We start from the raw sequence: 13,068 nt of genomic DNA on the forward strand, positions 1-13,068 counted from the left end.
GTTAATATGACTAACGATTGTCATTTCTAGCACAGTCGAGAAATCTAATTGATGCTAAATAAGAATTATGCCTTGGACCAAAGAAAATATCGTTAGAAACATAGAGAATTTAATGAAAAGTAAATTCTCTAGTGCAAGAGAAGCTTTTGATTATTTTGATGCGGATAAAGACGAATATTTAACAAAACAAGATTTTAAACACATCTTAAAAGAGGCTAAAGTTAATATTTTAATTCGGGGTGTGGTCGCAGAATTTATGTTACAAAGCTTTGATGAAAATAAAGATGGTTTGGTAAGTTGGCACGAATTTCAAGCTGCAATTAAAACAACAAGTATTAAATAAATTTGCAATTTTAAAGTATATTAAATCAAACAAAAGTGATTTTATGGGAGCAAAAGAAAATATATTAAAAGACATTCATGCGTATATTTCAGGCCAGTTTTCAAATCCAGAAGAAGCCTTCCAAAAGTTTGATAAAGACAAAGACGGATCTTTAAACAAAGATGAAATTAAAGATTTGTTAAAAGAAGCTGGTGTAAATAGCTTTTTAAGAGGTTTAGTTGCAGGAGAAATGATTAAAGGTTATGATAAATCTGGCGATGAAACCATCAATTTTGAAGAGTTTAAAGTGGCAATTGCAGAGTTGAATAGAGATTATTAGAAATCAATCCAATTTTTTATAAAAGCACAATGGTTTCATTGTGTTTTTTTTATTTGAGAAGGTGTGTAAATAACATATCTTTGTTAAACGAAAGTAGTTAGAAAACGAAGTATGAAGTACATAAGAAACTTTTGCATTATCGCACATATAGATCATGGTAAAAGTACATTAGCAGATAGATTGTTAGATTATACAGGTTCTGTAACTGAACGCGAAAAGCAAAATCAGTTATTAGACAATATGGATTTGGAGCGCGAACGTGGAATTACCATAAAATCGCATGCTATTCAGATGGATTATATTCATAATGGAGAACCCTTTATTTTAAATTTAATTGATACTCCAGGTCACGTAGATTTCTCTTACGAAGTTTCTAGATCAATAGCTGCTTGTGAAGGCGCATTGTTAATTGTAGATGCTGCACAAAGTATACAAGCACAAACTATTTCTAACTTGTACTTGGCTTTAGAGAACGATTTAGAAATTATTCCTGTGTTGAATAAAGTAGATTTACCCTCTGCAAATCCAGAAGAAGTTACAGATGATATTGTAGATTTATTAGGTTGTGACCCAGAAGAAGTAATCCATGCAAGTGGAAAAACTGGTTTTGGTGTAGATAATATTTTAGATGCTATTATTGATAGAATTCCTGCTCCAAAAGGAGATCCAGAAGCCCCACTACAAGCCTTAATTTTTGATTCTGTTTACAATTCTTATAGAGGAATTGAAACCTATTTTAGAGTCTTAAATGGAGAAATCAAAAAAGGACAAGAGATAAAGTTCATGGCAACTGGTAAAAATTATTTTGCTGATGAAGTTGGTACTCTAAAGTTATCTCAAGTTGTAAAAAAATCGGTAAAAACTGGTGATGTTGGGTATTTAATTACAGGAATAAAAACGGCTAAAGAAGTAAAAGTTGGTGATACAATTACAGATGCTCATAACCCAACAACAGAAATTATTGATGGTTTTGAAGATGTAAAACCAATGGTTTTTGCAGGTATTTATCCTGTAGATACTGAAGATTATGAAGAGTTGCGTTATTCAATGGAAAAATTACAATTGAATGATGCTTCTTTGGTGTTTCAACCAGAAAGTTCTGCAGCTTTAGGTTTTGGTTTCAGATGTGGATTCTTAGGAATGTTACACATGGAAATTATCCAAGAGCGTTTAGAGCGTGAGTTTAATATGACAGTTATTACAACTGTACCTAACGTTTCATATCACGCATATACTAAGAAAAATCCTGAGGATATTGTATTGTTAAATAATCCTTCAGATTTACCAGATCCATCAAAATTAGATAGAGTAGAGGAGCCTTTTATCAAAGCATCCATCATTACAAAGTCCGATTTTGTGGGGCAAGTAATGAGTTTGTGTATCGAAAAACGTGGACAAATTGTTAATCAGACCTATTTAACTACCCAAAGAGTTGAGTTAATTTTTGAAATGCCTCTGGCAGAAATTGTATTCGATTTTTACGATCGTTTAAAAACCGTTTCTAAAGGCTATGCTTCTTTTGATTATCATCCAATTGGTATGAAAGAATCTAAATTAGTAAGAGTAGATATTTTATTAAATGGGCAACCTGTAGATGCGCTTTCTGCATTATTACATGCAGATAATGCCTATTCCATTGGTAAAAAGATTGTTGAGAAATTAAAAACGTTAATTCCAAGACAACAGTTCGATATTCCTATTCAAGCTGCAATTGGTGCAAAAATTATTGCGCGTGAAACTACAAAAGCATTACGTAAAGATGTTACTGCAAAATGTTATGGAGGTGATATTTCTAGAAAACGTAAATTATTAGAAAAGCAGAAAAAAGGAAAGAAAAGAATGCGTCAAGTGGGTAATGTAGAAATTCCGCAAGAAGCATTTATGGCTGTTTTAAAATTGAATGATTAAATTTATTTGATAAAAGAACACTTAGAATAAATAATAAATTAAAACCTTTTTGAGAAATCAAAGAGGTTTTTTGTTTTTAAGATTTTTGTGTATCTAGTTTTCATTAAAAAATTAGATGTGATAAAAATCATATTATACCTCCTTTTTCTGAAGGAACTTTGTAACAATAAATCAAAAAAATATCAATTAAAAAATAGAGAAATGTTACAAAACAGAAGAATTTATTTACCACCATTAAGCCTTATTGGACCTGGAGCTTTAAACGATTTAGGAGAAGAGTTAAAAACATTACATTACAAGAAAGCTCTTTTTGTTACCGACAAAATATTAGTAAAATTAGGTGTTGCACAAAAAGTGTTAGATGTTGCAAAATCTGCCAATATAGAAACTGTTATTTTTGATGACGTTCACCCAAACCCAACCGTAAAAAATGTTGATGATGGTTTGGCTTTATTAAAAGAAAATGATTGTGATTTTATTTTAACATTAGGTGGTGGTTCTCCTCAAGATTGTGGAAAAGCAATTGGTATTTTAGCTACAAATGGAGGTCATATAGGAGAGTATGAAGGAATTCACCTATCTAAGCATCCGTCTTTACCTATTATCGCAATTAATACAACAGCTGGTACAGCAAGTGAAGTAACTATTAATTATGTAATTACAGATGAACAACGCCATATAAAAATGGTAATGGTAGACAAAAACTGTTTGGTTTCAATTGCTGTAAATGACCCAGAATTAATGTTAGGTAAACCAGCAGCATTAACTGCAGCAACAGGTATGGATGCATTAACACATGCTATAGAAACATATGTTACAAAAGGAGCCTTTGGTTGGTCTGATGCTTTGGCATTAGAAGCAATTAAATTGATTTCACAAAGTTTAGAAATTGCAGTGGTAGATGGTCAAAATCTTGAGGCACGTAGCAAAATGGCTTGGGGGCAGTTTATTGCTGGTCAGGCTTTTTCTAATGCAGGTCTAGGTTTTGTACATTCTATGGCGCATCAATTAGGTGGTATGTATGATATGCCTCATGGAGTAGCTAATGCAATTTTATTACCTCATGTAGAAAAGTTTAACATTCCTGCTTGTGCACATAAACTAAAAAAAGTAGCAAGAGCAATGGGTGTTGGGGTTTTAGAAATGAGTGATACGCAAGGTGCTAATGCAGCTATAGCAGCTATTAGAGCATTGTCTGAATCTGTAGGTATTCCATCAGGATTAAAAGAGTTTGGTGTTAAAGAAGAAGATTTTGAAGAAATGGCAAAGAATGCTTTAGCTGATGTTTGTACTGGTGGAAATCCTAGAGAAGTTACTTTAGAAGATACCATAGCAATTTATAAAGCAGCTATGTAAAATATAAAGCATTAAGATGATCTAATTTTAATGTATTTCGTATTAAGATAAACCACTTTGTATGCAGCAAAGTGGTTTGTTTATTTTGTAAAGATTGTTAATTGTTTTCTTAAGTTTTTAATATAAATTAAATGGTATTACTTTTTAATAAAATATTAAAGGCCACTTAAAATACGATATAATTTAAAATTTAGTGTTCCAACCACTTTCTAAACTCAGCAGTTGTAGAAGAACTCGTCATTACTTTTTCTTTGTGATTTTTAATAGAAATCAACAATCTATTTTTAAAATGACTTTCAATTTTATCGATAAAATCAATATTTACAATCTCACTTCTATTGATTTTAAAGAATTTTTTAGGATTCAATTGTGGGTGAATATTCCCTAAATTTTGAGAAATAGTATGTCGTTTTCCGTCTTTATCATTTATCAAACAGAAATCACCAGATGCCGAAATTAAAGCAATATCTTCAGCATTTAATAATTGAATTCCAGTGGCTTTTTTAATAACAAAGCGTTTTTTGTAAGTATTGTATTCTTGTTGCAAGGCAGTTTTTAGAACATCAATGGTAGCATTATCTAAAGGATTATAATCCCCCTTTTTAAATAACGACTGATATTTAACAATAGCTTTATTAAACTCTTCTTGAGAATAAGGTTTTAAAATATACGCAATTCCATTGGTGTTAAACGCTTGAAACAAATATTCGTCATGAGCAGAACAAAAAATGATAGGTGCATCTATTTGCATTTTATTAAATAAATCAAAAGACAAACCATCTAACAGCTGAATGTCTGATAAAATAAAATCGTAAGAATTTGTATTCAATAACAACTCACCATCAACAATAGAACGAGCCCAGTCTTGTGAAATTTTTATGTCAAAAAAAGTATCTAAACACTTCGTAATTTTTTGAAACGCAGGTATTTCGTCTTCTAAAATTAATATTTTCATTTTTATGATTTATTTTGATAAGAATAAGTAAGGATAAAGATACAAATTAGACCAAAAAGGTACAAAATAGATTGGGTACGCATTTATTTGTGACCCAAATTTTAAAAGATAGTTAAAAAACGAAAATTAGAAATTTACATTTCTTAAATCTACCAAACTCTTCGTAAATTTGTAACACAATGGATAAGTATTTAGACATCATAAAAACTTCCTATTCCAATTATTGGAATTACCTCAAAAATTCTGTTTTAATGGATTTGAATTGGGAGAATTATTTCTACGGATTAATCATTATTTCTATAGTGGTTTGGGGTTTAGAAGCTATTTTTCCTTGGCGTAAAAATCAGTCTTTGTTTCGTAAAGATTTTTGGTTAGATACGTTTTATATGTTTTTTAACTTTTTTTTATTGAATTTGATTGTTTTGGTAGCTTTGTCTAATTCAGCAGCGGTTTTGTTTGATGATATCTTAGGATTTATAGGTTTGTCGATCACCAATTTTCAATTATTAGAAATTAATAAATTGTCCTTTTTTGCAAGAATTTTAATCTTTTTTATTGTAGTTGATTTTACACAATGGTGGACACATCGATTATTGCATAGAGTAGAATTTCTTTGGAATTTTCACAAAGTACATCACTCTGTAAAACAAATGGGTTTTGCAGCACATTTGCGTTATCATTGGATGGAACCCGTTGTTTACAATTCGTTACGATATATTCCTTTAGCGATTATTGGCGGTTTTTCTGCACAAGATGTAGCTTTTGTACATTTTTTTAATATTACCATTGGGCATTTAAATCACGCAAATATTAATTGGGATTATGGCTGGCTCAAATACATTTTAAACAATCCTAAAATGCACATTTGGCATCATTCTAGAGCATTACCAGAAGAACGCAAGTTTGGGGTCAATTTTGGTATCACTTTAAGCATTTGGGATTATATTTTTAAAACCAATTACATACCACATTCAGGTAGAGATATAGAGTTGGGTTTTGAGGGTGATGAACATTTTCCTCAAAGCTTCATTCAGCAAGAAATGTATCCTTTAGGGAAAAAGTAAAATTACAGTTCTTAAGATTATACTTCAAAGTACAAATTATTTTATATCTTTGTATAATAAAGTCTGCGAAACACGAAAGTCGACTCCAAGTCGTTATTTTGAATTTAATTTGAAATTAGTGTTTTAGTGGGCTTATTTTATTCAATCCTGATTTTTAAAATAAAACATGTCTTCTTTCAATGTGAAAGAAAACTTTAAATTCAGAACTTTAAATTTTGAATTCATTTACCCCAAATGAATCATCGCAAAAACAGCATAATTAATCATATCTTGGTAATTGGCATCAATGCCTTCAGACACTAAGGTTTTTCCTTTATTATCTTCAATTTGTTTTACACGCAATAGTTTTTGTAAAATTAAATCGGTTAGGCTAGAAACACGCATATCTCTCCAAGCTTCTCCATAATCATGATTTTTGTTCAGCATTAATTCTTTAGTAATTTTAACATGGGTATCATACAAAATAGTAGCTTCTTCTGTATTGATGTCAGGATTTTCTACAACACCTTTTTCTAACTGAATTAACGCCATAATTGAGTAATTGATAATGCCAATAAATTCCGATTTTTCACCTTCATCAACTTTACGAATTTCATTTTCTTGTAACTGACGAATTCTTTGCGCTTTTATAAAAATTTGATCGGTTAATGATGGTAAACGTAAAATGCGCCAAGCAGCACCATAATCAGACATTTTTTTTATGAATAAACTCCTACAGTCATCTATTACAGCATCGTATTGTTTCGAGGTATCTTGCATCGTTCTAAAAAAGAATTTTTTCAAAAGTAGTAAATCTTATACCCTTTTCATTTATTTTTACAATGAAATTATCAAAGGTATGTTATGAAAAGAATTGTTGTTTTCTGTGGTTCGAGTTTAGGATTTAATGCTGTTTATAAAGATGCAGCTATCGAACTTGGAAATTATTTTGCAAAACACAATATGGGTTTGGTGTATGGAGGTGGAAAAATAGGAATGATGGGAATTTTAGCAGATACTATTTTGGCTAAAAAAGGTGAGGTAATTGGGGTGATCCCTAAATTATTAGAGAAAGAAGAAGTGGTACATGCTGGTGTAGAAGAAATGATTGTCTGTAAAAAAATGAGCGAACGTAAAGTAATTATGAGTAAATTAATTGATGGTTATATTACTTTACCTGGCGGATTTGGAACTTTAGATGAACTTTTTGAAGCACTTACTTTAAATCAATTGCACATTGAACAAAAACCAGTAGGACTCTTAAATATCAACGGGTTTTTTGATGCTATTTTGGCACAAATTGATAAAATGGTAGTAGAAGGTTATGTAAAAGAAGCTAATAAAAAATTGTTGATTGTTGGCAATTCTGTAGATGATTTAATGCAAAAAATGAATGCCTATCAACCGCAAAAAGTAAGTCACGTAATTAACAAAGTAGTACAATAATGACAATTAATTGCAAAGGAACCTTAGTAGATGTATCATCACCAAAAGTGATGGGAATTTTAAATATTACTCCAGATTCTTTTTATGATGGAGGCAAATACAAAGACGAAACTGCTATTTTACATCAAGTAGAAAAAATGCTTACAGAAGGCGCAACTTTTATTGATGTTGGTGCCTATTCTTCAAGACCAGGAGCAGCTCATATTTCTGAAGATGAAGAACTAAAAAGAATACTACCTGTAATTGATTTGCTTATTCAAAACTTTCCAGAAATTATAATTTCTGTAGATACGTTTAGAAGTAAAATAGCTAGTGGAACTGTACATGCAGGTGCAGCAATAATCAACGATATTTCTGGTGGAAATATGGACGATAAAATGTTTGCAACAGTTGCCAATTTGCAAGTGCCTTATATTTTAATGCACATGTTAGGCACACCACAAAATATGCAAAAGAACCCTGTATATGATGATGTTGTAAAAGACATCATTTCATTTTTTGCCAAACAAATTTTTGAGCTGCATCAACTAAAGTTAAACGATCTAATTATTGATGTTGGTTTTGGATTTGGAAAAACAATTGCTCATAATTATGAAATATTAAAGAATTTAGCACTTTTTAAAAGTTTAGACGCGCCAATTTTAGCTGGCGTTTCTCGAAAATCAATGTTATATAAAACCTTAGATATTTCTGCACAAGAGGCTTTGAATGCAACCACATCAGCCAATACCATTGCTTTATTAAATGGGGCAAATATTTTACGTGTGCATGATGTTAAAGAGGCTATTGAGGCTGTTAAAATTGTAGAGCAGGTTCGTTAAGCTGTGATTTCGAATGGAATAAAATGGAATTGAGAAATCTCTTAAAAATTAATAGATTTCTCCACAAGGTCGAAATGATAGTCCAACAAAAAAGGCTCTCATTTTGAGAACCTTTTTGACTTATAAAAGAAACCAAATTACAACGCTTTTAACCAAGCATCTCTTAATTTTTTCTTAGCATCTGTTTCCGGTAATTCTTCAATAACCAAATTTTCAACTTCTGTAGTTCCTTTTACAAAATCACCTTCTAACTTTAAAGTTTCTCCATTTCTAATCACTTCAAAAGTAATTGTATCACCTTCTTTCCATTGAAAAGATTGCCCAATAAAAGTTCTAATGTTTTGCAAGTTTACATCTGTACCATTTACAGATTTTAAAACATCACCAGATTGTACGCCTAAAGCAGCTAAAGCCGTATTTTTTCTGTCGATAAAAAAGATTTTTTGTTCTTGGTTTACAGATAAAAAGATTTGTCTATTACTATCTAAAAAGTAACCAGCGTCTATAGTTTTAGATTGTTTTACTACTCCAACTTTAGCCAATAGGGCATTATAATCAATGGCAACATTACCTGTTAAATGTTTGTCGAAAAAAGTACCAATAGAAGGGTAAGTCATCGCTACAATTTCCGCTAAAATTTCATCATCTTTAAAAGGTTTGGTTTTTCCGAATTTTACAGATAAATCTTTCATTAAATTACGCACTCCATAAGCACCTTTGCTTTCTTCTCGTAATAAAATATCTAAAGACATACCAATTAAAGCACCTTTTTGATAAACGTTTCCATAATTTTTGGCGTACTTATCTTCTAAGATGTTTTTACTCATTTTAGTAAAAGACATGGTATCATTATAACGCAAAGAGCTAGCAATTTTGCCTTTCATTTCATCAATAAAATCTTGCTCAGAAATTAAACCTTGATTTACTTGAAACAAGTTGGCGAAATATTCTGTAATTCCTTCATACATCCATAAATGTTGAGACATGTTTGGGGTGTTAAAATCAAAAGAATGAATCTCTTCTGAATGCACAGACAATGGGGTTACAATATGAAAAAACTCGTGAGAAACTGTACCGTTAATCATTCCGTTTGCCAATTGCTCTTTACTATACGTTTCAGGAAAAACCACTGTTGTTGACGATAAATGTTCTAAAGCACCAAAACTTTGCCAATTGTATACTTTTGGATCAAATAAATATACCAAAATATTATACTCGTCTGTAGTTGAAAAACCTTCTAAGAAATTGGTTTGCGCTTCTACCATTTTCTTTAAATCGGCTTCCATATCTTTTGCATTATGTACATTATTTGGTGAGTACACAGCCATAGAAACATCAACTCCATTTACAGTAAAATTTACCGTATTTAATGGCGCATACATAATAGGATTGTCTGATATTTCATCATATCTAGAAGCAAAAAATACATCTTTTGTATTGTCTTCTTTTGTGGTGTTTTTGTTGATTAAAGACGACGTCTCATATAAATCAGCAGGATGCGTAATGGTTAAACTATAAGGATTTTCTTTATTGCCTTTAAAATAACCTACAAAACCAGGTAAGTTTAAAAAGAAGTTTTTTCCGGCTTCAATATTTGTACCAGCCATAACATAAATGCCATGTTTTACTTCAGAATCAAAAGTATCATCAACCCAATAAGAGATTTTATCTAATTTTGTGGCATCATTAATTTGCCAAGAATTTGGGTCTAATTTGCTAATTTCAAGTTCATTTCCATCATAATCAAATGCCTTAATATCCGATACAAATTGCCCATAATTACTCATTGCATATGTGCCAGGAACAATGGCAGGGATTTGATATACAATGCTTTTTTCTGTAAATTTCCCTGGGTTTATTTCTACTTTTACTTTGTCATCAACTATAGTGTTCAAGTCTATAGCTACCTGTATCGTTTTGTCTTTTTTACTGATGTTAGTAGTGGCACAACTGCCCAAAAATGCAATAGTTATTGCAAAGAATAGTATTTTTTTCATAAATAAAATAAATAGATTTCTACAAAAATATCAGATTTCATCAATTGAATCAGTTATTTAACAAAACTTTGGCAGCTATAGATTTTATCAATAAAAGCATCTTGTTTAGAATTTTAAATCCCTTATTTTTGCAAACTATGCAGCAGACAAAAAAACATCAACTAACAGATTGGTTACCAACTACAAACAGAGAAGTTAAAATACGTGGTTGGGAACAGTTAGATGTAATTCTATTTAGTGGAGATGCGTATGTAGACCATCCTTCTTTTGGTCCTGCTGTTATTGGGCGAATTTTAGAAAGTTACGGTTTAAAAGTAGCCATTGTTCCTCAACCTAGTGTAAACGATAATCTACAAGATTTTGAGAAACTAGGAAAACCAAGTTTGTTTTTTGGCTGCACAGGTGGTTGTATGGATCCTATGGTTTCCAATTATACTGCGAGTAAAAAAAGGCGAGATAAAGATGCCTATACTCCAAATGGAGATAAAGGTTTTAGACCCGATTATGCAACATCTGTTTATTCTAAAATATTAAAAGATAAATTTCCAGACGTACCCGTTTTAATTGGTGGTATAGAAGCCTCGTTAAGAAGAGTAACCCACTATGATTATTGGTCTGACAAATTGTTACCTACTATTTTAGAAACCTCGAAGGCTGATATGCTAGTTTATGGAATGGGTGAGCAGCCTTTGCGTGAAATTGTAACTTTATTGCAAAAAGGCGTTCCGTTTTCTAGTTTAAAAAACATCAAACAAACCGCTGTTTTAATTCATCAAAAGGAAGAAAAAATTCCTGTAGTTAAAGATTGGGAAGATGTAACCATTAACTCTCACGAAGCCTGCTTAAAAGATAAAAAAACCTTTGCGTCTAATTTTAAAGTGATTGAGCAAGAATCAAATAAATTAAAGGCAAGAAGAATTTTACAAGAAGTTAAAGGAAAAATGTTGGTGATTAATCCACCTTTTCCAACAATGACAGAAGCAGAAATAGATGGTTCTTTTGATTTGCCTTACACAAGATTGCCTCACCCAAAATATGATAAACGTGGGCCAATACCTGCGTTTGAAATGATTAAGTTTTCCATAAACATTCACAGAGGATGTTTTGGTGGATGTAGCTTTTGTACAATTTCTGCGCATCAAGGAAAATTTATTGCCAGTAGAAGTCAAGAATCTGTTTTAAAAGAAGTAGATAAGGTTGCAAACATGCCCGATTTTAAAGGATACTTATCTGATATTGGTGGGCCTTCTGCAAATATGTACAAGATGAAAGGTAAAGTACAAGAAATTTGCGACAAGTGTGTGGCACCTTCTTGTATATCGCCTGTAATTTGTTCTAATTTAGATACGTCTCACAAGCCATTAACAGATTTGTATCAGGCAGTTGATAAACATCCAAAGATAAAAAAATCTTTTATTGGTAGTGGAATTCGTCATGATATGTTAGTGCCAGAATTCAACAAAAATGCAGACCCAAAAGAATTGGATGCTTATACAGAAGAGGTAATGACCAAACACGTTTCTGGACGATTAAAAGTTGCTCCAGAACATACTTCTGACCCAGTTTTAAAGTTGATGCGTAAACCTTCTTTTACTTATTTTCATAAATTTAAAGAGCGTTTTGACAGAATAAATATCAAGAAGAAATTAAACCTACAATTGATTCCTTATTTTATTTCTAGTCACCCAGCAAGTGAAGTAGAAGATATGGCTAATTTGGCTGCTGAAACTAAAAATATGGGCTTTCAGTTAGAACAAGTGCAAGGGTTTACACCAACGCCAATGACGGTTGCAACTGTAATTTATTATTCAGGATATCATCCTTATACTTTAAAACCAACCAAAACTCCGAAGACAAAAAAGGAGAAAGAAGATCAGCATAAATTTTTCTTTTGGTATAAAAAAGAAAATAAAGATTGGATTAAAAACACTTTAAACAAAGTAGGTAGACAAGATTTGCTAAAAGTACTATTACCAGAAAACAATTCTTGGCAAAAAAACAAAAAAGCAAAAGCTGCTAAAAATACATTTGATGATGCTGTGCCATTTAACAGAAGAAAGAAAAAAGTAAGTAGAGCGCCTAAAAATAAGAGGAGGTAGTTTTTTACTCAGGTAAAACCGTTACATAAATTTTTAAAATACTTTCGTTTACATAATCAGCATCCGTAGTAAAAGCTTTTACAATTAGCATGGTGTTTTGGCCAATAAACGCTTTATCAATTTTAAAATGAAAACGATTAGAATCTTGTTTTAGCTTTAATTTACCCGTAAAATGTGCCAACTGGTATTCAATTTTTCTGTCTTTAGGATCATTGGCTTCTACTAATAACTCGTAATCATCACCAACTTTTAGAACTGGTTTTTTCTTTTGATTTGCGTCAGATTTTGACCAAGAATTACCAAGATTATCAGAGATTTTTTGAATAGAGATAAAATAATCATCAACTAAATTTTCTTTATTATGGTAAATGGTAATGGCATTTTTTAAATCCATTACAATACCAGAAAGTAAATTCTCTTGGCTTTGTATCAAGTTATTGCCACTATTGATGGTTTTTCTAAATTGCCCAACTTCTTTAAAAAATACTTGAAACCTTTTTTTATCAAACAAAACAGGTAAGAATTCTTTCCAGTTTTGTTCTATAACTAAAGCTAAATCTTCGAAATCGGCATAGAAAATAATTCTTTTTTCAAATAAAAAGCCATCATTATTCTTTTTGGCATTGCTTCTTTTTGCAAACCATTTTTCTGATATTTCTTTAGAAATATTATAATCGCTTTTATCAGCATCACCAAGAACATCAATAATTAATTGTCTTAACGTATTTTCATATTGTTTTATCATGCAATAAAATTAGATTTATTTTATAAAGGAATCAGT

Annotated in this window: 12 protein-coding genes; 8 read left to right on the plus strand and 4 right to left on the minus strand. The window is 31.1% G+C overall.

Going from position 1 to position 13,068, the window contains the following annotated elements; translation table 11 throughout:
* Positions 1–67 precede the first annotated feature (67 nt).
* From SJY27_RS14120 to SJY27_RS14135, 4 genes are all read left to right on the plus strand, one after another.
* Complete coding sequence (locus SJY27_RS14120) at positions 68–343, plus strand: EF-hand domain-containing protein (protein ID WP_397445515.1); 276 nt, start codon at positions 68–70, stop codon at positions 341–343.
* A gap of 43 nt (positions 344–386) precedes the next feature.
* The gene (locus tag SJY27_RS14125; RefSeq protein ID WP_397445516.1) at positions 387–662 is read left to right on the plus strand and encodes an EF-hand domain-containing protein; all 276 of its coding nucleotides are present in this window, start codon (positions 387–389) and stop codon (positions 660–662) included.
* A 111-nt stretch (positions 663–773) separates the two neighbouring features.
* The gene (gene lepA, locus SJY27_RS14130) at positions 774–2,570 is read left to right on the plus strand and encodes a translation elongation factor 4 (RefSeq protein WP_397445517.1); all 1,797 of its coding nucleotides are present in this window, start codon (positions 774–776) and stop codon (positions 2,568–2,570) included.
* Positions 2,571–2,771: 201 nt separating this feature from the next.
* Positions 2,772–3,926 carry an iron-containing alcohol dehydrogenase gene (locus SJY27_RS14135; RefSeq protein ID WP_397445518.1) on the plus strand — a complete coding sequence of 385 codons (1,155 nt, stop codon included), beginning with the start codon at positions 2,772–2,774 and terminating at the stop codon, positions 3,924–3,926.
* 190 nt (positions 3,927–4,116) lie between these two features.
* Here SJY27_RS14135 and SJY27_RS14140 read toward each other — a convergent pair whose 3' ends face one another.
* Positions 4,117–4,881, minus strand: a complete 765-nt coding sequence (locus SJY27_RS14140) for a LytR/AlgR family response regulator transcription factor (protein WP_397445519.1) — start codon at positions 4,879–4,881, stop codon at positions 4,117–4,119.
* Positions 4,882–5,060: 179 nt separating this feature from the next.
* On the opposite strand from SJY27_RS14140, the gene SJY27_RS14145 reads away from it, so the two are divergent.
* Positions 5,061–5,945, plus strand: a complete 885-nt coding sequence (locus SJY27_RS14145) for a sterol desaturase family protein (RefSeq protein WP_397445520.1) — start codon at positions 5,061–5,063, stop codon at positions 5,943–5,945.
* Between the two features lie 225 nt (positions 5,946–6,170).
* Here SJY27_RS14145 and SJY27_RS14150 read toward each other — a convergent pair whose 3' ends face one another.
* Positions 6,171–6,704 carry a DUF1599 domain-containing protein gene (locus SJY27_RS14150; RefSeq protein ID WP_397447930.1) on the minus strand — a complete coding sequence of 178 codons (534 nt, stop codon included), beginning with the start codon at positions 6,702–6,704 and terminating at the stop codon, positions 6,171–6,173.
* 84 nt (positions 6,705–6,788) lie between these two features.
* On the opposite strand from SJY27_RS14150, the gene SJY27_RS14155 reads away from it, so the two are divergent.
* Both SJY27_RS14155 and folP read left to right on the plus strand, forming a co-directional pair.
* Positions 6,789–7,370 (plus strand): TIGR00730 family Rossman fold protein, encoded by a 582-nt coding sequence (locus SJY27_RS14155; protein WP_397445521.1) that lies wholly within the window; start codon positions 6,789–6,791, stop codon positions 7,368–7,370.
* A complete protein-coding gene (folP, locus tag SJY27_RS14160; RefSeq protein ID WP_397445522.1) occupies positions 7,370–8,191 on the plus strand; it encodes a dihydropteroate synthase in 822 nt (273 codons plus the stop codon). Before SJY27_RS14155 ends, folP begins: the two co-directional genes overlap by 1 nt.
* Positions 8,192–8,328: 137 nt before the next feature.
* Here folP and SJY27_RS14165 read toward each other — a convergent pair whose 3' ends face one another.
* Positions 8,329–10,188 (minus strand): peptidase M61, encoded by a 1,860-nt coding sequence (locus SJY27_RS14165; protein ID WP_397445523.1) that lies wholly within the window; start codon positions 10,186–10,188, stop codon positions 8,329–8,331.
* A 137-nt stretch (positions 10,189–10,325) separates the two neighbouring features.
* Here SJY27_RS14165 and SJY27_RS14170 point away from each other — a divergent pair, with 137 nt between their 5' ends.
* Complete coding sequence (locus tag SJY27_RS14170; protein ID WP_397445524.1) at positions 10,326–12,287, plus strand: YgiQ family radical SAM protein; 1,962 nt, start codon at positions 10,326–10,328, stop codon at positions 12,285–12,287.
* A gap of 4 nt (positions 12,288–12,291) precedes the next feature.
* On the opposite strand, the gene SJY27_RS14175 is transcribed toward SJY27_RS14170, so the two are convergent.
* A complete protein-coding gene (locus SJY27_RS14175; protein ID WP_397445525.1) occupies positions 12,292–13,032 on the minus strand; it encodes a hypothetical protein in 741 nt (246 codons plus the stop codon).
* Positions 13,033–13,068: the final 36 nt, after the last annotated feature.

The sequence above is a fragment of the Polaribacter sp. R77954 genome, from assembly GCF_044595335.1.
Taxonomy (GTDB): Bacteria; Bacteroidota; Bacteroidia; order Flavobacteriales; family Flavobacteriaceae; genus Polaribacter.

What these genes read in the sequence shown, in the direction of transcription:
- SJY27_RS14155 (WP_397445521.1), top strand. Translation starts at nt 6,789, where the DNA reads ATGAAAAGAATTGTTGTTTTCTGTGGTTCGAGTTTAGGATTTAATGCT.
- SJY27_RS14145 (WP_397445520.1), top strand. Translation starts at nt 5,061, where the DNA reads ATGGATAAGTATTTAGACATCATAAAAACTTCCTATTCCAATTATTGG.
- SJY27_RS14135 (WP_397445518.1), top strand. Translation starts at nt 2,772, where the DNA reads ATGTTACAAAACAGAAGAATTTATTTACCACCATTAAGCCTTATTGGA.
- SJY27_RS14125 (WP_397445516.1), top strand. Translation starts at nt 387, where the DNA reads ATGGGAGCAAAAGAAAATATATTAAAAGACATTCATGCGTATATTTCA.
- lepA (WP_397445517.1), top strand. Translation starts at nt 774, where the DNA reads ATGAAGTACATAAGAAACTTTTGCATTATCGCACATATAGATCATGGT.
- SJY27_RS14175 (WP_397445525.1), bottom strand. Translation starts at nt 13,032, where the DNA reads ATGATAAAACAATATGAAAATACGTTAAGACAATTAATTATTGATGTT.
- folP (WP_397445522.1), top strand. Translation starts at nt 7,370, where the DNA reads ATGACAATTAATTGCAAAGGAACCTTAGTAGATGTATCATCACCAAAA.
- SJY27_RS14170 (WP_397445524.1), top strand. Translation starts at nt 10,326, where the DNA reads ATGCAGCAGACAAAAAAACATCAACTAACAGATTGGTTACCAACTACA.
- SJY27_RS14120 (WP_397445515.1), top strand. Translation starts at nt 68, where the DNA reads ATGCCTTGGACCAAAGAAAATATCGTTAGAAACATAGAGAATTTAATG.
- SJY27_RS14150 (WP_397447930.1), bottom strand. Translation starts at nt 6,704, where the DNA reads ATGCAAGATACCTCGAAACAATACGATGCTGTAATAGATGACTGTAGG.
- SJY27_RS14165 (WP_397445523.1), bottom strand. Translation starts at nt 10,188, where the DNA reads ATGAAAAAAATACTATTCTTTGCAATAACTATTGCATTTTTGGGCAGT.
- SJY27_RS14140 (WP_397445519.1), bottom strand. Translation starts at nt 4,881, where the DNA reads ATGAAAATATTAATTTTAGAAGACGAAATACCTGCGTTTCAAAAAATT.